The organism is Pseudomonas sp. 8_5_2, from assembly GCF_059295255.1.
On the sequence record NZ_CM181238.1, the window covers coordinates 3898677 to 3919747 of the forward strand.

Here is a 21071-nt window from a genome sequence, read left to right on the forward strand (position 1 = left end):
CAGCCATCATGCCCCACATCGCCCGCCAAGCCTTTCTCCACGGCGCCATCGCCATCCTGCCGCTGTCCCTCGCCGTCGCCCCCTGGGGCTTGCTGGCCGGGTCCATGGCCATCGAGGCCAACCTCAGCGCCTGGCAGGGCCAAGGGCTGTCGGCCATCGTCTTCGCCGGGGCCGCGCAGCTGGTGGCCATCGGCATGCTCAAGGGCGGCGCCAACCTGGCGTCGATCCTGCTGACCACCCTGCTGCTGACCTCGCAGCACCTGCTGTACGGTCTTTCGATGCGTCCGCTGCTGTCCGGCCAGCCGCTGCGCTGGCGCCTGGGCCTGGGCTTTCTGCTGACCGACGAGTTCTTTGCCCTGACCAGCCATTACGACCAGCAGCAGTTCAACCGCTGGTACGCCCTGGGCGTGGGCCTGACCTTCTACGTGGCCTGGAACCTGTTCACCCTGGCAGGCATCTTGCTGGGCCAGAACATCCCGCACCTGGACCAGTACGGCCTGGACTTCTCCATCGTTGCCACCTTCGTCGCCCTGATTGCACCGTTGGTGCGCAACCTGGCCACGCTGGTGTGTGTGGCGGTATCGCTGTTCTGCTCGGTGCTGTTCAGTTACTGGCACTGGGAAACCGCCCTGGTGGCCGCAGGCCTGCTGGGCATGAGCGCCGGTTTCGTCTGCCAGAAATTTGCCGGAGCACGCGCATGACCTGGATCCTGATTTTTGCCATGGGCGCCATCGTGTTCCTCAACCGCTATGCGTTCCTGGAGCCGCGCCTGCCCCTGCGCCTTAGCTCCAATGCCCGGCAGTTCCTGGGTTTTGCAGTGCCGGGCATGCTCACCGCCATCTGCGGCCCGATCATCTTCATGCCCGACCACCAGCTTGACCTGAGCCTGCTCAACCCCTACCTGCTGGGCTCACTGGTAGCGATTGCGCTGGTACTGTTGACCCGCAGCGTGTTGCTGAGCATGCTGGCGAGCATGCTGATCTTCTTCTTCCTGCGCAGCTGGCTGGCATGAGCACGCGCCTGCGCGAACAGACACACCTGTGGCAGGCGCCGGCACTAGGCCACGTCGAGATGCTGCACGCGCGCTACTTCCAGCAGCGCTTCGCCCCCCATGTGCACGAAGGCTATGTGTTCACCGTGATCGAATCGGGCGCCCAGCGCTTCTGGCACCGTGGCAGCGAGCACCTGGCACCGGTCGGCAGCATGGTGCTGATCAACCCTGACGAGCTGCACACCGGCGCGACCGCCCACGAAGCAGGCTGGCGTTATCGCGGTTTCTACCCCGAGCAGCAGCGCGTCACCGGCGTGCTCGACGAGCTGGAACTGGGCGGCCACGGCATGCCAGGGTTCAAGGACAGCGTGATTCACGACCCCGCCCTGGCCCTCGCCTTCAGCCAACTGCACCAGTTGTCCGAAGGCGGCGCCAGCGCCTTGCAGCAACAGACCGCCTGGCGCCAGGCGGTGCTTGCCCTGGTGCAACGGCACGGGCAGTGCGCCGAACCTGCGGCCCCCGGCCACGAGCCACTGGCCGTGGCCCGCGCCCGGGAATTACTGGAAACCCAGCTGGCCGACCCGCCTTCGCTGGAGGCCCTGGCAGCGGCGGTCAATCTGTCGCCGTTCCACTTCGCCCGGGTGTTCCGCCAGGCCACGGGGCTGCCGCCGCATGCCTGGCTGAAGCAGCGGCGCCTGGCGCGCGCCCGGGAAATGCTCAAGCGTGGGCTGGCCGCCGCGCAGGTGGCGTTCGACCTGGGTTTTGCCGACCAAAGCCATTTTAGCCGGCAGTTCAAACAGGCATACGGGGTGACGCCCGGGGCCTACCGCAGTGCCTGCCTGCCCGGATGAAGGGTGCGGCACCCGGCCTCAGGCAAGCTGCTCAGGCGCTGCTACACTGACAGGGCTGAATGGAGGATCCTGCCATGTCCGAAAGAGAGTTCACCACCCTGCTGTCGCTGATGAACCAGCGCCAAGCCTGCCTGAGCAGCGCCTGCAAGGAGATTGCCGACTGGATCGACCGGCAGGGCGATGTGCCCGCCGCCGGCAAGATCCGCGCGAGCCTCAGGGCGCTGGAGGCCGACGAGGCCCAGGTTCGCAAAACGCTGACCTCGCTGACACTCGACAGGCCGCTGCCGCGCTTTCGCAGCTGAGCGCCGCAGCTGAAAAGAAAAGGGCCGCTAAATGCGGCCCTTTGGTCTGTCAGTGTTGCATGTGCATGTGGTCATGCCCACCGCCAGCGTCGGCGTTGAGCGGACGCACGTCGGCTTGTACGTCGAGGGTTTCCTTGGCCCCAGTGGCATCTTCGATGGTCAGGGTCAGCGGCACTTTGTCGCCTTCTTTCACCTGGCCGTTCAAGCCCATCAGCATCACATGCAGGCCATTCGGGTCCAGGGTCACCGGTTTGCCGGCCGGCAGTTCCACGGCCTTTACCTCACGCATGCCCATCACGTCACCGTTCATGGTCATCTCGTGCACCTGCACGGTCTTGGCCACGGGCGAAGCCACACTCACAAGCTTGCTGTCGCTGCTGGCGGTCAGGGTCATGAAGGCACCGGTGGACTGCTGGTGCGGCACGCTGGCACGCGCCCAGGCATCGCTCACAGTGGTCTGAGCCAGGGCCGGCAGGGCCAGGCCCATGAGTACCAGGGCAGCCAGGCCGCGTTTTATCGGTTGCATCGACATTCAGCAGATCTCCATCAAGGTGACCAGGTCTTCGGCGCATTCCTTGGCGTTCAGGGAATGGCCCAGGCTCAGGCGCAGGGTGCCACGCGTATCGTAGACGTAGCTGGTGGACGAATGAGAGATGGTGTACGTATCGCCGGCCGGGACCTTTTCGTAGAACACCTTGAACTCCTTGGCCACCGCAGCGATTTCCTCGGGGGTGCCAGTGAGCGCGGTGAACGACGGGTCGAAGGCCTTGACGTAGGCGTCGAGCACTTCGGGGGTGTCGCGCTCCGGGTCCAGGGTAATGAACACCACCTGGAACAGGTCGCGGTCACGGCCGCGCAGCAACTTGCGGATTTGCGCCGCACGCGCCAGCGCGGTCGGGCAAACTGCCGGGCACTGGGTGAAACCGAAGAACACCATCGGCATGCTGCCGTAGAAACTCGACAGGGTTCGCACGTTGCCTTGCGGGTCCTTGAGGCTGAACTTGCGCCCCAGGATTTCGTTGCTCATGTTCTTGCCGTACTTGAAGTCGAGCCCCCGGGCCGGGCTGCAGCCAGCCAGCAAACCAAGCCCGAGAACGCCCATCCCGGCGACAACTGCGCGCCGGGTATATAGATCATTCATGAAACCATCCTTTACAGGGAAGGTGCCGACCCTTGGGACGGGCCGACCGAAAAACCGGGGCATTCTGGCATGACACCCCCAGGGGTTCTACCCGACCATGGCGGTGATGGGCTACAGCCCTTTGAATACGGGCTGCGGCCTGTTGTCGCAGGGGTTGAAACCGTAACAGTTTGTTGCTAAGGGAAGGCTTTGTGAGGGCGGCTTTTCACGGCTGAAGGCCACCCCACACAAACCGCGCCTGCATCAGTAGTAGGCGTTTTCTTTCTGGGTATGGTCGGTCACGTCACGCACGCCCTTGAGCTCCGGGATACGCTCAAGCAGCGTGCGCTCGATGCCTTCCTTCAGGGTCACATCGGCCTGGCCACAACCCTGGCAACCACCGCCGAACTGCAGCACGGCGATGCCGTCGTCGACCACATCCACCAGGCTGACCTGGCCACCGTGGCTGGCGAGACCGGGGTTGATCTCGGTTTGCAGGTAGTAGTTGATGCGCTCGTTGATCGGGCTGTCTTCGTTGACCATCGGCACCTTGGCGTTCGGTGCCTTGATGGTCAGCTGGCCACCCATACGGTCGGTGGCATAGTCCACCAGTGCGTCTTCCAGGAACGGCACGCTGACCGCGTCCAGGTACGCCGTGAAGCTCTTCAGGCCCACGGCGGTGTCGTCAGGCTTTTCTTCGCCCGGCTTGCAGTAGGCAATGCACGTCTCTGCGTACTGCGTGCCCGGCTGGGTGATGAAAACGCGAATGCCGATGCCAGGCGTGTTCTGCTTGGAGAGCAGATCGGCCAGGTAGTCATGGGCGGCGTCGGTAATGGTTATAGCGCTCATGTAGGTTCCTCACAGACTTGCGGCCAAGTGTACGCCAACCCGGCCTTTGTACAAAGTCCTAGTATTTGACTCGGGAAAGCGCGTATTCCGGGGCCTGCCCCCGTGGCGCCGCCAGCCACGCCTGCATGCGCCGGTACAGGCCGCGTTCCAGCCACTGGTAGCTGAACCACGACATTAGTCCAATGGACGGCACGCACAGGGCGAACACCAGGTAGGGGTTCAGGTGCAGGCGCTGGCTGGCGAACCAGCCGGCATACAGCACCAGCACATGGATGAGGTACACCGAGTACGAACAATCGCCCAAAGCCTTGAGCAGCCGGTTGCCCTGGAACATCGGCTCCAGGGCAATGAATGCCAGCACGATCATCGCGCTGGGCACGCCCCAGTGGAGCAGGCGCAGGGACGCATCCAGGTGATAGATGGCAAGGCCCGCCGCAGCCAGCAATACCAGCGGCAGCCAGCGCCCCTGGCGGATCAGCCCGCGGCGGTACAGCACACCCAGGCCGATACCGAGCAAAAACTCGTAGATGATGCCGTTGTTGTAGAAGTGGCTGAGCAGGCCCAGCCGACCCAGGACCTCGCTAAGCAGTAACAACAAGGCGGTCACCAGCAACTGGTGATGACGCTGACGCACCAGGAAGGCCAGGCCGAACAGCAGGTAGAAGAACATTTCGAAGTTCAGCGTCCAGCCCACGTTCAAGGTCGGGTAAAGGCCATAGCCACCGGGGTTTTCCGCCGGTATGAACAGCAACGACAGAAGCAGGTGATGCCAGTCGAATTCCTGGTGTGGCATCCACTGGCTGAAGGCCAGCAGCAGCAGCGCCATCAGCGCCGTGTAGAACCAGTAGGCCGGGACGATGCGCAAGGCGCGGTTGAGCAGAAACTGGCGCGGTTCGATGGTTTTGTCGCAGGTCGACAGGTAGATGACCAGCCCGCTGATGACGAAGAAAATATCGACGCCGACAGCGCCGCGGTCAGTGAGCAACTGGCCGATCGGGCCGGTTGCGTGGAAGTCGAAGAATATCTGCATGAAATGGTGGCAAACCACCACCCAGGCGGCGAACGCCCGCAGTGCCTGAAGCGAATACAGCATGGAATACCCTGCAATTGCCGGTGCATTGAGGTCTTCGGGAGCGCAGTGCGCTCCATCACCAGCAAACCAGCGCCCACAGGGACCGCGTCAACCGAAAGCAACGCGGCCCCTGTGGGAGCTGGCTTGCCGGCGATTGGGCTGCAGCGCAGCCCCCGGACCACCCACTATTTCCGACCGCAGGTTGATCGGAAAGGTCAGCCACCCCGATCAGAGGTTCTCGTAGCGGTTCATGTCCAGCACCCCGGCCTCGACCGGCTGGGTTTCCTTGATGAAGCTGTTCAGGTCATGGAAGTAATGCCAGAACTGCGGATGGCTACGGCGCACGCCCCAGCGCATGACAATGCGTTCAAATCTCGCCGCATCATCCTTGGCATACTCCATGTCTTCGACAAACTCCGGCACATCGTCGGTCGGGATGTTGAAGATGAAGTTGGGGTAGCTGCTGAGCACGCCTGGGTACAGGGTCAGGGAATCCAGCCCCGGCTGGTAGCGGTACGCCTCACCCAGCAGGAACGCCACGTTGCTGTGCGCGCGGTTGCGCAGCAGGCTGTAGACCTGGCGCTGGCCGCCCGGCGCCTCGATGCGCAGCAGCGTCGCCTCGGGCAACTGATTGATCACCTTGAGCCCTGCGGCCGGGCGCGACACCAGGCGGCTGAGCGACTGCTCGGCATTGCGGAACGCTTCGTTCATCTGCGGCCGTGAGCAGAACGCACCCTGGCAGCGGTTGATCGGGTCGGGCGCGGCGTTCAGGCTGCCGGTGCGCTCCACCAGCTTCAGGCCAAAGTCGCGCTTGGGGTTGCGCGGGTCGAGCTTGATGCCGCTCGGGGTGTCGGTGTCGATGTTTTCATAATCCATCCACATCTTCACCTTGCCGCTGTTCTGGTACCAGTCACTCAGGATTGCCTGGCGCTGATCGGCCGGCATCAGGCGCAGGAAGTTGACCTCGGCGCCATTGCGGATCAGGTCGAAGTACAGGCGCGTCTGCAACTGGTGCGAAACATTGCCGTACACGTCGAAGTTGACCGCCAACTGATAATAAGTGCGCTCGAACAGCGGGTAGTCGAACAGCCACATGGTCAGCGGCACATCGCCGATCAAGCCTTTGCTCACCGCGGCGCTGTCGAAGTGACGGAAAATGCTCAGCAGTGCATTGTCGTTACCGGCCCACAGCGTCGCCCAACCCGGTGCCGGCATTTCGGCATAGGCTTCACGGCGCAGCTTCTCGTACTCGTTGCGCTTGTCGCGGTAGGCATGCCACAGGCCCAGCACGCTGCCCACATCATCGATCTGCCCGGGCATGGCCAGCAACGGCGTGGCCTCGCCCCGGTACTTGGCATCGGTGATGTAGCGGTCATGCGCCGGTTCCTGGAACAGCGCCCAGAAATTGTCGCGGATCACGTCCGTGGCGATCTGCCCACGGCACACCGGGCCACGGATGAAGGTGCGCACGAAGTATTCAGCGTTATCCAGCATGAACTGGTAGCGCGCCACTGCCGGGATCGCCTCGAAGGTTTCGAACGGGTTGGCCCGGTGACGCGGGCCATAGCCCGGCAATGCAGCAGCATGCCAGTCGCCGGCGTAGAACAGTTGCTTGACCCGCTTGAGCTTCTGCGGCCCCATCGGGTAGGTGATGTGCGTCTTGTGCACGATCACCCCCTGCGCCGGGATCAGCCGGTAATAGAAGTCGGTGCCTGGCGGGTCGTTGGGCCGGCGCGTGGCGATCAGGTCGACCGCCTTGCCGCTCGGCGTGCGCGAGCGCACCCACTGGAAGAAGTGGCCCTGCTCGCCACCCACGAAATAGATGTGCGCAAGGAACAGGTGCTCGTACAGCCAGCGGCCAACCAGCGCCTCGGTGGAACCCGGGCGGTTGAGCAGCTCCTCCCAATCGGCAATCTGCCGGGCCTCGGCCGCGTTCGGTTTGATCGGCTGATATTCCACCGGCGCGCCGGCCGCCAGCCAGCGGCGCATGGTGTCGTATTCCTGGTCGGTCAACCCGGTAACCGCCAGTGGCATGCCTTCCTTGGGGTGGGCGCCAGCGTAGGCGTCGAATTCGTGGGGCAAGGGGCACATGTTGTTGCGGTTCAGGCCCAGGACGATGTCCTCGGGCAGCTTGGCGTTGGGCGTAAGCGGGGTCTTGTGCCCAAGCTCCAGCATGCGCGCCATCAGGGCGGCCTGGCTGCCCTGGTTGTCGAGCACCGAATAGAAGCCTTTCTTGCGCCATTCCCCTTCGCTGTGGGCATCGTAGAACAGCCGCGTGGTGGGCACCGCCTTGCTCCGTTCACCCTGGTACACAGGTACCTTGGTTGCACCGCGCAGCGCACCCTCGGGACTTTCCAGCTTCAGCTGGCAGGCAGCGTCGTTGCAGGCGTGGCAGGCCACGCACTTCTCGGTGAAGATTGGTTGAATGTCCCGGGTGTAGGAAATGGCCGGGCTCGACTGGGGGGCTTGCCCGAACGCCAGGCCACTGATCAACAGGGCGAAGGCGCCAGCAAGAAAACGATGCACCATGTGCGAAATGTCCTGGTTCTTGAAAGCAATCACGATTTATCTGGTCGTCCCTGGTGCTCTTGCCAGCATGAAACCAACATGAGCAGTTTTCATGCAAATGGCCTATGCGCCTAAAAACCGCGCAGCTTTGTTATGATTCGGCACCTTCTGAAATTTGCCCGACCAGGTAGTTCCTATGTCCGACCGCAGCGCTCGTCTCCAAGCACTCCAGCACGCACTCAATGAGCGCATCCTGATCCTCGACGGCGGCATGGGTACTATGATCCAAAGCTACCGGCTCGAGGAACACGACTATCGTGGCACGCGCTTCGCCGATTGGCCAAGCGATGTCAAGGGCAACAATGACTTGCTGCTGCTCAGCCGCCCCGACGTGATCGCCGCCATCGAGAAGGCCTACCTGGATGCCGGCGCGGATATTCTCGAAACCAACACCTTCAACGCCACGCAGATTTCCCAGGCTGACTACGGCATGGAGTCGCTGGTCTACGAGCTGAACGTCGAGGGTGCGCGCATCGCCCGCCAGGTGGCCGACGCCAAGACTCTGGAAACCCCCGACAAGCCGCGCTTCGTCGCCGGCGTGCTCGGCCCTACCAGCCGCACCTGCTCGATCTCCCCGGACGTCAACGACCCCAGCTACCGCAACGTCACCTTCGACGAACTGGTGGAAAACTACATCGAGGCCACCCGTGGCCTGATCGAGGGCGGCGCCGACCTGATCCTGATCGAGACCATTTTCGACACCCTCAACGCCAAGGCTGCGATCTTCGCCGTGCAACAGGTGTTCGAGGACGACAACGTCGAACTGCCGATCATGATCTCCGGCACCATCACCGACGCCTCCGGCCGTACCCTGTCGGGCCAGACCACCGAAGCGTTCTGGAACTCGGTGCGCCACGCCAAGCCGATTTCGGTGGGCCTGAACTGCGCCCTCGGCGCCAAGGACCTGCGCCCCTACCTGGAAGAGCTGTCGACCAAGGCCGACACCCACGTTTCGGCCCACCCCAACGCCGGCCTGCCAAACGCCTTTGGCGAGTACGACGAAACCCCGGCAGAAATGGCCGCCGTAGTAGAAGAATTCGCCGCCAGCGGCTTCCTCAACATCATCGGCGGTTGCTGCGGCACCACCCCTGGGCACATCCAGGCGATTGCCGAGGCCGTGGCCAGGTACAAGCCCCGCGAGATCCCGGAAATCGCCAAGGCCTGCCGCCTCTCGGGCCTGGAACCATTCACCATCGACCGCCAGTCGCTGTTCGTCAACGTCGGCGAGCGAACCAACATCACCGGCTCCGCCAAGTTCGCCCGGCTGATCCGTGAAGAGAACTACACCGAAGCCCTGGAAGTCGCCCTGCAGCAGGTCGAGGCCGGCGCCCAGGTGATCGACATCAACATGGACGAAGGGATGCTCGACTCCCAGGCGGCCATGGTGCGTTTCCTGAACATGATCGCCGGTGAGCCGGACATCTCCCGCGTACCGATCATGATCGACTCCTCGAAATGGGAAGTGATCGAAGCGGGCCTGAAGTGCATCCAGGGCAAGGGCATCGTCAACTCCATCTCCATGAAGGAAGGCGTCGAGCAGTTCAAGCACCACGCCCGCCTGTGCAAGCGCTACGGCGCCGCCGTGGTGGTGATGGCCTTCGACGAGCTTGGCCAGGCCGACACCGCCGCGCGCAAGAAGGAAATCTGCCAGCGCAGCTATGACATCCTGGTCAACGAAGTGGGCTTCCCGCCAGAAGACATCATCTTCGACCCGAACATCTTCGCCGTCGCCACTGGCATCGAGGAGCACAACAACTACGCCGTCGATTTCATCGAAGCCTGTGCCTACATCCGCGATCATCTGCCCCACGCCCTGAGCTCGGGCGGTGTGTCCAACGTATCGTTCTCGTTCCGTGGCAACAACCCGGTGCGCGAGGCGATCCACTCGGTGTTCCTCTACCACGCGATCCAGAACGGCCTGACCATGGGTATCGTCAACGCCGGCCAACTGGAGATCTACGACGAGATCCCGGCCCAACTGCGCGAGAAGGTCGAGGACGTGGTGCTCAACCGCACCCCGGAAGGCACCGACGCCTTGCTGGCCATCGCCGAAGACTACCGGGGCGGCGGCGCCACCAAGGAAGTCGAGAACGAAGCCTGGCGCTCGCTGCCGGTTGGCAAGCGCCTGGAACACGCGCTGGTCAAGGGCATAACCGCGCATATCGTCGAAGACACCGAGGAGTGCCGCCAGCAATGCGCGCGCCCCATCGAGGTCATCGAAGGCCCGCTGATGAGCGGCATGAACGTGGTCGGCGACCTGTTCGGCGCAGGCAAGATGTTCCTGCCGCAGGTGGTCAAGTCGGCCCGCGTGATGAAGCAGGCCGTGGCCCACCTGATCCCGTTCATCGAGGCCGAAAAAGGCGACAAGCCGGAAGCCAAGGGCAAGATCCTGATGGCCACGGTAAAAGGTGACGTGCACGACATCGGCAAGAACATCGTCGGCGTGGTGCTGGGCTGCAACGGCTACGACATCGTCGACCTGGGCGTGATGGTGCCCGCCGAGAAGATCCTGCAAACCGCCCGCGACGAAAAGTGCGACATCATCGGCCTTTCAGGCCTGATTACCCCGTCGCTGGACGAGATGGTTCACGTGGCCCGCGAAATGCAGCGCCAGGGCTTCCAGCTGCCGCTGATGATCGGTGGCGCCACCACTTCCAAGGCACACACGGCGGTCAAGATCGAACCCAAGTACAGCAACGATGCAGTCATCTACGTTACCGACGCTTCACGCGCCGTAGGCGTTGCCACCCAGTTGCTGTCCAGGGAGCTGAAGCCCGGCTTTGTCGAAAAGACCCGCCAGGACTATGTCGAAGTTCGCGAGCGCACCGCCAACCGCAGCGCCCGCACCGAGCGCCTGAGCTACGCCCAGGCCATCGCCGCCAAACCGAAGTACGACTGGGCCGGCTACCAGCCTGCGGTGCCCTCCTTCACCGGCGTCAAGGTGCTGGAAGACATCGACCTGCGCACCCTGGCCGAGTACATCGACTGGACCCCGTTCTTCATCTCCTGGGACCTGGCCGGCAAGTTCCCGCGCATCCTCACCGACGAAGTGGTCGGCGAGGCGGCCACGGCGCTGTACCAGGACGCCCGTGAAATGCTCGACAAGCTGATCAATGAAAAACTGATCAGCGCCCGCGCAGTGTTCGGCTTCTGGCCGGCCAACCAGGTCGCAGATGACGACATCGAGGTGTATGGCGAGGACGGCCAGGCGCTGGCCACCCTGCACCACCTGCGCCAGCAGACCATCAAGCCGGACAGCAAACCGAACTGGTCGTTGGCCGACTTTGTCGCGCCAAAAGACAGCGGTGTGACCGACTACGTGGGCGGGTTCATCACCACCGCCGGCATCGGCGCCGAGGAAGTGGCCAAGGCCTACCAGGACAAGGGCGACGACTACAGTTCGATCATGGTCAAGGCCCTGGCCGACCGCCTGGCCGAAGCCTGCGCAGAGTGGCTGCACGAGCAGGTGCGCAAAGAGCACTGGGGCTACGCCCGCGACGAGCACCTGGACAACGAGGCGCTGATCAAGGAGCAGTACAGCGGTATCCGCCCTGCCCCTGGCTACCCGGCCTGCCCCGACCACACCGAGAAGGAAACCCTGTTCCGCCTGCTGGACGGCACCGGCATCGGCGAGACCGGCCCGAGCGGCGTGTTCCTTACCGAGCACTTTGCGATGTTCCCGGCGGCGGCGGTCAGTGGCTGGTATTTTGCCCACCCGCAGGCGCAGTACTTTGCCGTGGGCAAGGTCGACAAGGACCAGATCGAGCGCTACAGCGCGCGTAAAGGGCAGGACATCAGCGTCAGCGAGCGCTGGTTGGCGCCTAACCTGGGTTACGACAACTAAGACCTTGCTGGCTTCTTCGCGGGTAAACCCGCTCCCACAGGTACGGCGCAGGCCTCAAGGGCAATGCGGTCCCTGTGGGAGCGGGTTCACCCGCGAATAGGCCGGCACAGGCAACCTCATGTCAATTGCCTACACTGTCCCTGATTGCCTCTGATTCCCTCAGGAGCCACCATGGACGATTCCAGCCAGGGCAAACCCCCGACCTTCTGGCAGATGCTGCACAGCATCCTCGCCGCCGCCTTCGGCGTGCAAAGCGGCAAGAACCGCGCCCGCGACTTTACCCACGGCAAAGCCAGCCATTTCATTGCGCTGGGGACGCTGTTCACCCTGGTGTTCATTGCCGTGCTGATCGGCCTGGTGCAACTTGCCCTGCACCTTACCCGTTAGCCTGCAAGGGCCTCATCGCCGGCAAGCCAGCTCCCACAGGCCCACCACAGTTTTTAAGGCCTGTGGTGAACCTGTGGGAGCTGGCTTGCCGGCGACGAGGCCCTGACAGGCAAAATAAAAGCGCCCGCGAGATTCCCTCCCGCAGGCGCTTTGGCTGCATCACGGTCTTGAGTTTCAAGTCACTGGTGGCTGACCCAATACACAGCGGTCACTACAACCAGAACGATCAGACAGAGGATCGCCCAGGCATCGACACTGCTGTCAGCTTTGCGGACCTTGGTTGAGTTTCCCATTGCATTGCCTCTTGTAGTGGTTATGGGAATGCACTTCACCACCAGCAGTTAAGACGAGCAATGCCCTTCCCTCAAGCAGGGTCTTTCAATATTCGACAGGTGACGCAAGAAACGGATACCGATAGCTCGCTGGCCGCCCTTCAGCGCTGTAATGCTGGAAGTCGACGCCATAGTCGGCCCGTTCAAGCAGCTTCAACCAGCGTCTGGCCTTGGCCGGGTCGATTGCCTGCAACACTGGCACTCGGTGCTCGCGCAGGCCGTCGCGGTTCACCGCCAACCCCAGGGCGTCATCGTGGAGCATCACCATGGCCCAGCCGCCGAGGGTGAAATGCCCGCCCATCAGCGCACTCAGGCGGCCATCGAGGCGCGCACGCAAGGCCTCGGGCGAGCTGTTGACGGCGCTGAACAGCACATCGCCGCCGGGCTTGCGCCCCGCCTCCTCGAACGCCTGCATGGCCCCGAAGGCCATCTCGTCGTTGGCCGACCATACCAGCCGGGTAGCCGGGTAACGCTCCAGCAACTGCTGCGCCTGCTCGTAGGCACGCTGGCGGCTCCAGCCGCCGTAGACCACCTGACGCAGGCGCACTTGGGGAAAGTCGGCCAGGGCGCGACGCATGCCCTCCTCGCGCAGCTGCGAGGCCGGTGTGGTCTTGACCCCGGCAAACGCCACCAGGTCCACCGGCCCGCTGTCGCGCGGCAACTGCCTGGCCATCTGCTGCAACATCTGGAAGCCCGCCTGCTCGTCGTTGGCGGTCAAGGACCCCAGCAGCTCGGCGTACTTCCCGGGCTGGGCCTCGATACTGCGCGCCTGGCTGGAGGTCAGGCCGTTGTTGACCAGAAACAGCTTGACCCCGCTGCCCCGCGACAGGCGAATGATCTCGGGCGCCACGTACTGTTCATTGACCAGCACCAGATAGTCTGGCCGTTGTGGGCCTTGCAGGATCGCCCTGGCCTGGGTCAGGGCCAGGTCGGCACGGCGCTCGCTGTATTCTATCCGCAGGGTCATGCCCAGCTCATCCGCTGCCGCCTGCATGAAGCTGGCATAACTGGTCCAGAACGTTTCATTCGACAGCCCCGGGTTAAGGAAAACCACCGATGGCTGCGCGCTTGCCGCCAATGGCACGGCAAGGCAAAAGCTTTGGCACAAGGCCTTGAGCATGGGCTGACATCTCTGCGAAGCAAACGCCAGATTATAACCGCCAGGGCTGGCCTGGCGCACAAATGGCAGTCAGTCTCACATAGTCCATTTGGTTCTTTTCATATGCTAAAACATCACTTTAGCGCATAACCGCAACCTGCTATCTTTCCCCCGCTCCGTACCGGAGTGCGCGGCCGTGCGCGCGAATAGCTGCATGCCTGAGACAGGACTTTTATGTACGTATACGACGAGTACGATCAGCGGATCATCGAGGACCGCGTCAAGCAGTTCCGGGATCAGACCCGCCGCTACCTGGCCGGTGAGCTGAGCGAAGAAGAATTCCGCCCTCTGCGCCTGCAGAACGGCCTTTACATCCAACGTTTCGCGCCGATGCTGCGTGTCGCCGTGCCGTACGGCCAGCTGAACGCCACCCAGGTCCGCACCCTGGCCAAGATCGCTCGCGACTACGACAAGGGCTACGCCCACATTTCCACCCGCCAGAACGTGCAGTACAACTGGCCGGCGCTGGAAGACATCCCGGACATCCTCGCCGAGCTGGCCACCGTGCAGATGCACGCCATCCAGACCAGCGGCAACTGCCTGCGCAACACCACCACCGACCAGTTCGCCGGTGTCGCCGCAGACGAAATCATCGACCCGCGCCCATGGTGCGAGATCGTCCGCCAGTGGACCACCTTCCACCCGGAATTCGCCTATCTGCCGCGCAAGTTCAAGATCGCCATCAACGGCTCGCAGGAAGACCGCGCCGCCATCGAAGTGCACGACATCGGCCTTGAACCGGTGCGCAACGCTGCCGGCGAGCTGGGCTTCCGTGTTCTGGTCGGCGGCGGCCTGGGCCGTACCCCGGTGGTGGGCTCGTTCATCAACGAGTTCCTGCCGTGGCAGGACCTGATCAGCTACCTGGACGCGATCCTGCGCGTGTACAACCGTTACGGTCGCCGTGACAACAAGTACAAGGCGCGGATCAAGATCCTGGTCAAGGCCCTTACCCCGGAAGTGTTTGCCGAAAAGGTCGAGGCCGAAATGGTCCACCTGCGTGGCGGCGACACCACCCTGACCGAGGCTGAAGTACAGCGCGTGTCGCGCCACTTCGTCGACCCGGAATACCTGGCGCTCGAAAACATCGACTACGCCGCGCAGGACGCCGAGACTCCAGGCTTCGCCCGCTGGCGCTCGCGCAACACCCGCGCCCACAAGCGCCCTGGCTACGTCGCCGTGACCCTGTCGCTGAAACCTACCGGCGTTGCGCCGGGCGACCTCACTGACAAGCAGCTGGACGCCGTAGCGGACCTGGCCGAGCGCTACAGCTTCGGCTTCCTGCGCACCTCGCACGAGCAGAACATCATCCTCGCCGACGTCGAGCAGCGCCAGTTGCACGCGCTGTGGATGGAACTGCGCGAGAGCGGCTTCGCCACGCCGAACATCGGCCTGCTGACCGACATCATCTGCTGCCCGGGCGGTGACTACTGCTCGCTGGCCAACGCCAAGTCGATCCCGATCGCCGAGTCCATCCAGCGCCGTTTCGACGACCTGGACTACCTGTTCGACATCGGTGAAATCGACCTCAACATCTCCGGCTGCATGAACGCCTGCGGCCACCACCACGTGGGTCACATCGGCATCCTCGGCGTGGACAAGAAGGGTGAGGAGTTCTACCAGGTGTCGCTGGGCGGCAACGCCGCACGCGGCGCGAGCCTGGGCAAGATCCTGGGCCCGTCCTTCGCCCAGGATGCCATGGCCGATGTGATCGAGAAGCTGATCGCCGTGTACGTCGAGCAACGTACCGAGGAAGAGCGTTTCATCGACACCTACCAGCGTATCGGCATCGACCCCTTCAAGGAACGCGTCTATGCAGCGAATCATTAAGAACAACCAGATCGTCGACGAAACCTGGCACCTGCTGCCAAAGGAAACCTCGTTCGACGAGCTGACCAACTGCGACGACTACATCGTCCCGCTGCAAATGTGGCGCGACCATGCCCACGTGCTCAAGGTCCGCGACGGCGGCCTGGGCGTGTGGCTGGACAGCGACCAGGAAGCGGAAGAAATCGGCGAGGACGTGCAGCACTTCCAGGTCATCGCGCTGAACTTCCCGGCCTTCACAGACGGGCGCAGCTACTCCAATGCGCGCCTGCTGCGGGACCGCTACAAGTTCAAGGGCGAGCTGCGCGCCATTGGCGACGTGCTGCGCGACCAGCTGTTCTTCATGGCACGTTGCGGCTTCGATGCATTCGCCATCCGTGCCGACAAGGACCCGGAAGACGCGCTGCAAAGCCTGAAGGACTTCTCGGTGACCTACCAGGCCGCCACCGACGAGCCGCTGCCGCTGTTCCGCCGCCGCTGATCGTTACCCGACTGGCCCACCGCCCGGTGGGCCAGCCTGCTCTCTTGCAGGCGTCACTGCCGCCCGTATCAACCGCCCCTGCTCGGGGATTTCATGCTTGGCTCTGGCTGCTGGTCTTCTCTGGCCTGCTCCTCACGTAACCGCATCAAAGCCTCATGGATGCGCGCCATGGTCGCCTCGCTCAGGTGATTCTGAGCAAGGTCGGCTGCCCACGGGTGCGCCTCGATCCACTCCATGGCTTCTGCGCTCAGGGTCGCGATCCGGTTCTCCCGCAAATCCACGATCATGTCGGGGTAACTTTGCAGTAGGCGAAGCGGAACCCTGCGCAGGCCGGTGGCGCGCAACGACACAAAGCGCAGGTGCACATTGAAGCGCAACTGCGGCGCGGCACCCAGCGGGTTGCGGCCCAGGCCAAGGACTTCCAGACGGGAAAACCACTCCAGCCGTGATTGCCCTTCAGCGTCCAGGGTGATGAGGTTGTCGTAAAGTGACAGCTGGGTCAGCCTGCCCAGTTGATTCAGGTTGGCCGGTACCGTTGTCAGACGGTTGCCCCCAAGGTCGAGCGTTCGCAAGCCGGTAAGCTGGCCAAGGCTACCCGGCAGGCTGACCAGCACGTTGCCGCGCAGGTGCAGGCTCTCCAGGTTTGACAGCTGCGCGATGCGGTCGTCCAGCACCGATATCCGGTTGAAGGACAGGTCCAGGTTGCTCAGTTGCGCCAACTGCTCGACTGCGGCAGGCAGCTCACCGAGCTGATTGCCACTGAGGTCCAGGTCCGTCAGCAGGTTCAGATGCTGCAGGCCCGCCAGGCTCCCTAGCTGATTGCCACCCAGGTTCAGGCGGCGCAGCTGCGGCAGATGCTCGAGCCCGTCCAGTTCGGCCAGGCAGTTGCCGGACAAATCCAGGTCTTCCATGTTGGGAAAACGCCGCAGGAAGTCCGCTTCGATGACCGACAGCTGCTGGTTACATATCGAGAAGGCACGCAGCCGATCGAACATGATGCCCGCTGGCAGTTCTGGCAGGGTACTTAGCAGTACCCCTTCGATACTGGTATCAAGTGGCGCGGCATTATCGTGATAATGCGACTGCCATAACTGGCGGAGCAGGTCAGCGAGATGTTTTCGCCCTGCATACTCAGGGTCCCCAGGCTGCCCGTGCCACGCTTCAAGGCTCTGCTCCAGCGCCCGCGACAGATGAGCGAAAGCACGGATCCCAGGGCCATAAGGGGGTTGCAGTCGATACCAGGTCCAGTAGTTGCCGCGGGCCAGGCTCAGCGTCAACGCCTGCTCCTCAGCGCTGCGCCGAGCTGGATCGAGCTGGCTCATACCCGCAAACCGATCGGCATACGCGCTTCGCACGTGGTCCTGCCAGAACTGTTGCCGGGCCAGAAACCCGCCGAGTACTTCGGCCGTCTCCGCCTCGTAGACTGCAGCTTCGGCCTCGATCAGTTCGGCCGACGTCACGCTCTGGACATGCTCCAGGTTCATGTATTCGGGCTGGCCGAACAGCCCTAACGGTTCGGCAAGCGCGGTCCTGAAGGCCAGGTACACCTCGTTTTCATCGAATTGCTCAGCCCGCTGGCGCAGGCGCTCGATGTGAGCGGCAGCATATCGATCGACCTGTTCGAGCCTGAACAGCTCACGCCCAAGGTCACGTAGTTCACGCTCCAGGGGCCTTCCACGCAGCCCCGCTGTTCGCAAAGCCAGCTTCATGCCGACGATCATTTCATCGAGGCTGGTGATGCGGCGCGGCATGGTCGCCAGCTCGAACAACGTCTGCCGAACAGTCTCATGGCGATACATGCCCCAGAGCAACTCGTTGACCTGGCGCCTGATATCCCGCGGGTTGCGGGCGTATGTGTCTGACCCGCGCAGCTCCTCGAGGAAGGCAAAGAAACCGCTGCCGCCGCCCTCCAGCTGAAGCACCTGCCACTCGGTCCTGCAATCTGCGACGAACTGTTCAGCGATATCTTCGAACCAGGGGTCACCCGCCATCGCCCGGGGCTCGGCAGGTGGCAAGGCTTCGACAGCCAATCGCTCAAGCGCAACCGGTGACAGCGGGTTGCCTTGCAAGCGTACCGAGGCAGGGTTGGCGCGTATCCGCCTGGCCTGCGCTTCGGTCACCTCGACGATACGGTTGTTGCTCAGGTCGGTCAGCCCGAGCACGGCCATGTGTGAGGTGTCGGGGGCCGCCGTCAAGTGGTTGCCCGACAAATCCAGCCGCAGCACATTTGGAAACCGACCCAGGAAGCGCTCGCTGACTGTCGCCAGGCCCAGGTCACGCAGCGTCAACCGGGTTACATGGTCGAAACTCACCGTCTCGGGCAGTGCTGGCAGCGACCCTGACCTTGAGCCATCCAGCACCAGTTCGCACTCGCCGCTTGCATCGGCAATGCGGCGCTGCCACGCCTGGCGAATGCGCCGGGCCATGCGCGCCCGCCGGATCAGTTGCAGCGGCCCTGTCGACTGGCGCCGCCAGCGCCCCAGCGCCTGGTCCAGCGCCTGCAACTGCTCGCAGAGCTGCAAGTAGCGGTTCCAGGGCGTAAGCCCCAGCCCACGGGCAGCATCAGCGAAGTGGTCCACATCGATTTCGTCATGCGGGAACAACCGCTGAAGCCCCCGGCGCAGCGCAGCGTTGCTGCTCTCTGCGCGGCCGCTCAGGGGATAGCCCAGGCGACCATCACCTAGCCGCAGCGGCGGCCTGAAGCCGAGGCCTACGGGCGCCATACCCAATAGCGCGGGGAGCCTGTCGCGCTGCTCGCGAGCCCACCCAGCCAAAGCATCAGCGAGCGCTTCAGGGTCTTCACCAGCCTCGCCCAACACGCGCTGCTGCCAAGGGTCCAGCTGCAGCTGCAGCGCCCTGAACAGACTGTCCTGGGCCTGGGCACCGGGCAACGCCTGCCCATGAGCATCCAGAGCTTGATAACCCACGGCGGTTTTCAGCAGGGTACGCACCTCACCGGCTGACTGTGCGCCGGCCGATGCCCTCATCTCGCCCCTGACAGACTCGCTGCGCAGTTCGATCCGAACGTTTCGCCAAGGCGCCCTGGAAGCGATCAGGCCCAAGGCCAGTTGCTCGGTGTCGCTGTTGATCGCCGCGACTTGCACCAGCCCTGCACAGGCGCGATCCAGTCGCGCATCGCGCAGGTACCAGCGGGCCTGCTCGGCCAGGGACAGCGGCACGCGTTGCTGCGCATGCAGGGTATCGACCAGGGCCTCGGGGGATTGCCCGATGATTTCGCGGGCGCCGTTTACCGACAGGCCGGGGAAGTCCCGAAGCAACAAGGCTTCGGCCTCGGTCGCCGCTGGCTGCAATGCCTGCAACTGTCGCTCGAAGGCCTCACCGCGTAACCCGGGCGAGCGGGCATGCAGCTGATGCCGCTGCACGGCATCCTGCAGGCGCGCCGGGGGCGGGGCATGGTCGACGTGCAAGCGGCGAAGCTGATCCTCACCAAGGCCGGTGGTGCGCAGCACCTCAGCCACCGCCTGCGGGTCAAGTTGCGCCCAATCGTGCCCCAGCCCCTGAAACAGTTCTACGCTGCCCTCCCAGTGTTGCGGGCGCTCAAGTTCATGCCGCCAGCCACCTGCCTGGTTATCCTCCAGAAGTGGCGTGAAGGCATCGGAGCGCACCGGATGGCGAATGCGCCGCTGTTGAGTGTCGGGGTCCAGCGATGTCAGGTAGCTCGCCACCTGCGTGCGCACATAGTCGCCCTCCTGCGTGTTGACGAGCTGGCCGATCTCCCCCCGGTGCTCGACGCTATAGCCTGGCAGCGCAGGGTCACACAGTTTCAATCTGCCGGGAGCCGTGTGCACCGGTACCAGCTCATCAACATGGACTGCACGGGCCAGCCTGTTCACGGCGGCCCCGCCCCCTCCATTGACAGCCGTCATGATCACGGTCTGCGCCACTGCGTACAAGTGTTCCAGCGCCGCCTGACGGTCGCCCAGCTGCCAGTCGGCATAGCCTTCATACACTTCCTCCGCTACCTGCAATGCGGTGATCCCCAGCAAGGGCAAGGCCAGTACCGGCAAGGCAAAGCTCGCCAGGCCCAAGGCGTCCAAAGCAAAGCTCAGGTAGAAATGCAGGCGCTTTTCACGCACCTGCGCGTCTACCTCGGCGGTAGGCACCGCGTGTACCTTGGCGTTGTCCAGCAGGGTATCCACCTGCTGTTGCCGCAAGTGCTCGAACAACGGCGTTGCAATAGGTTCATGACGCCCATCCAGCATCACTGGCGCATCCGCCGCGAGCTTGCTCAACGCATTGGCCAAGGCACGCGTGTAGGCCTCCCGGTCCCGCTCGCCGATGAAGCGCTGGAAGAATTCGACATAGCCGGGCAAACGGAACTGTTTGCCCAGGGTCTGGTACAACACACCCCAGGACGCGTACCAGGTCAATGGGCCTTCAGGGTCATCGGGGATCCAGCACAGGACCCCTTCGCAACGTTCACCGTCTGCTGGCTGATGGGCTATTTCAAACGCTACTGCGCCGCGCACCTTCTGGCCGAATACCCGCAGCTGCATTGGGCGGACCCAAGCGGGCAAAGCAGCGCCCGTCGCGCACAGGGCAAGCAACGGCGCACAATGACCATGGGCCTGTTCTGCGATTTCACCGTTGACGAGCGACAGCCGCAACGCCGCTTCAAGGTTCGTCCGGGCAGCTTGCGCAATCAGCGAGTCGGCCTCGCCTCCCGGCACCAGATGTGCCTGCAGGTACCGCTGGTACTGGCCACCCACGTCGAGTGACCGACACAACTTGAAAAATGCCGACGCTGAAATGGCACACACCTTACCGTCACCATCCAGCACGTCAGCCCTTGGCACTAGCCCGCTGGCGAAGGTGTCAGCTTCGGTAAAGTTGTGCAGCGCCGATTGCAACAGGCTGTGCTGGTAGACCTGCCTTCTGAGCGCATCTGGAATATGCGCGATATAGGAAGGAAAGCGCTGCAGGACGCTGCGTCGCAACTGGGCCTGGCGCACGTCCAGGTTCAACTGATGTTGTGCTTGCAGTGCCTGCTGCAGCAATGGCTGGGCAAACGCCGCCACCGGGGTGATGCGCGCCAGGCTGTCGTGCAGACGTTGCTGTAGCTGCTGTTGCCGTTGCTGGCTCTCATGCAGTGTGCCAAGGCGCTCAAGCGAGGCATTGGTCAGCCAGGCTGGCAGGCCTCTGGCGATCAGGGCATCGGCAGAGTGTGGGGAAAATGTCGAATTGGGCATCGCTGGCTGTTCTCGGCGAAAGCAGCGATTGCACCACTCCAGAGGCCTGAGAACTGGATAGGTATTGCACCACCCGGCCGG

15 protein-coding genes are annotated in these 21071 nt (G+C 63.4%); 8 read left to right on the top strand and 7 right to left on the bottom strand.

The window, feature by feature from the left end; all coding sequences use genetic code 11:
- The first annotated feature begins 8 nt into the window (after window positions 1-8).
- The 4 genes from AC5O5R_RS17955 to AC5O5R_RS17970 all read left to right on the top strand — a co-directional run bounded on the left by AC5O5R_RS17955 (window position 9) and on the right by AC5O5R_RS17970 (window position 2144).
- Complete coding sequence (locus AC5O5R_RS17955; protein ID WP_172218742.1) at window positions 9-701, top strand: AzlC family ABC transporter permease; 693 nt, start codon at window positions 9-11, stop codon at window positions 699-701.
- Window positions 698-1012 (top strand): AzlD domain-containing protein, encoded by a 315-nt coding sequence (locus tag AC5O5R_RS17960; RefSeq protein ID WP_172218741.1) that lies wholly within the window; start codon window positions 698-700, stop codon window positions 1010-1012. Before AC5O5R_RS17955 ends, AC5O5R_RS17960 begins: the two co-directional genes overlap by 4 nt.
- Complete coding sequence (locus tag AC5O5R_RS17965; protein WP_172218740.1) at window positions 1009-1842, top strand: AraC family transcriptional regulator; 834 nt, start codon at window positions 1009-1011, stop codon at window positions 1840-1842. Before AC5O5R_RS17960 ends, AC5O5R_RS17965 begins: the two co-directional genes overlap by 4 nt.
- Before the next feature lie 74 nt (window positions 1843-1916).
- Window positions 1917-2144 (top strand): hypothetical protein, encoded by a 228-nt coding sequence (locus AC5O5R_RS17970; protein WP_172218739.1) that lies wholly within the window; start codon window positions 1917-1919, stop codon window positions 2142-2144.
- 49 nt (window positions 2145-2193) lie between these two features.
- Here AC5O5R_RS17970 and AC5O5R_RS17975 read toward each other — a convergent pair whose 3' ends face one another.
- The 5 genes from AC5O5R_RS17975 to AC5O5R_RS17995 all read right to left on the bottom strand — a co-directional run bounded on the left by AC5O5R_RS17975 (window position 2194) and on the right by AC5O5R_RS17995 (window position 7714).
- On the bottom strand, window positions 2194-2676 hold the full coding sequence (locus AC5O5R_RS17975; RefSeq protein ID WP_172218738.1) for a copper chaperone PCu(A)C: 483 nt from the start codon (window positions 2674-2676) through the stop codon (window positions 2194-2196).
- Window positions 2677-3285 carry an SCO family protein gene (locus AC5O5R_RS17980; protein ID WP_172218737.1) on the bottom strand — a complete coding sequence of 203 codons (609 nt, stop codon included), beginning with the start codon at window positions 3283-3285 and terminating at the stop codon, window positions 2677-2679.
- A 243-nt stretch (window positions 3286-3528) separates the two neighbouring features.
- Complete coding sequence (gene nfuA / locus AC5O5R_RS17985; RefSeq protein WP_172218736.1) at window positions 3529-4113, bottom strand: Fe-S biogenesis protein NfuA; 585 nt, start codon at window positions 4111-4113, stop codon at window positions 3529-3531.
- 58 nt (window positions 4114-4171) lie between these two features.
- Window positions 4172-5206, bottom strand: coding sequence for an acyltransferase family protein (locus AC5O5R_RS17990; protein WP_172218735.1), 1035 nt, complete (start codon window positions 5204-5206; stop codon window positions 4172-4174).
- A gap of 207 nt (window positions 5207-5413) precedes the next feature.
- Window positions 5414-7714 carry a fatty acid cis/trans isomerase gene (locus AC5O5R_RS17995; protein WP_172218806.1) on the bottom strand — a complete coding sequence of 767 codons (2301 nt, stop codon included), beginning with the start codon at window positions 7712-7714 and terminating at the stop codon, window positions 5414-5416.
- Between the two features lie 175 nt (window positions 7715-7889).
- On the opposite strand from AC5O5R_RS17995, the gene metH reads away from it, so the two are divergent.
- Together metH and AC5O5R_RS18005 are read left to right on the top strand one after the other, a co-directional pair.
- Entirely contained in the window at window positions 7890-11597 is a 3708-nt protein-coding gene (gene metH, locus AC5O5R_RS18000; protein WP_172218734.1) for a methionine synthase, read from the top strand.
- A gap of 171 nt (window positions 11598-11768) precedes the next feature.
- A complete protein-coding gene (locus tag AC5O5R_RS18005; RefSeq protein WP_043201995.1) occupies window positions 11769-11984 on the top strand; it encodes a DUF2970 domain-containing protein in 216 nt (71 codons plus the stop codon).
- Window positions 11985-12362: 378 nt separating this feature from the next.
- Here the strand turns inward: AC5O5R_RS18005 and AC5O5R_RS18010 are convergent, their stop codons facing one another.
- The gene (locus tag AC5O5R_RS18010; RefSeq protein ID WP_172218730.1) at window positions 12363-13436 is read right to left on the bottom strand and encodes an ABC transporter substrate-binding protein; all 1074 of its coding nucleotides are present in this window, start codon (window positions 13434-13436) and stop codon (window positions 12363-12365) included.
- A 213-nt stretch (window positions 13437-13649) separates the two neighbouring features.
- Between AC5O5R_RS18010 and AC5O5R_RS18015 the strand changes: the two genes are divergently transcribed.
- Complete coding sequence (locus tag AC5O5R_RS18015) at window positions 13650-15302, top strand: nitrite/sulfite reductase (RefSeq protein WP_172286010.1); 1653 nt, start codon at window positions 13650-13652, stop codon at window positions 15300-15302.
- Window positions 15286-15780 (top strand): DUF934 domain-containing protein, encoded by a 495-nt coding sequence (locus AC5O5R_RS18020; RefSeq protein ID WP_172232303.1) that lies wholly within the window; start codon window positions 15286-15288, stop codon window positions 15778-15780. Before AC5O5R_RS18015 ends, AC5O5R_RS18020 begins: the two co-directional genes overlap by 17 nt.
- 68 nt (window positions 15781-15848) lie before the next feature.
- On the opposite strand, the gene AC5O5R_RS18025 is transcribed toward AC5O5R_RS18020, so the two are convergent.
- Complete coding sequence (locus tag AC5O5R_RS18025; RefSeq protein ID WP_494514632.1) at window positions 15849-20990, bottom strand: NEL-type E3 ubiquitin ligase domain-containing protein; 5142 nt, start codon at window positions 20988-20990, stop codon at window positions 15849-15851.
- Window positions 20991-21071 lie beyond the last annotated feature (81 nt).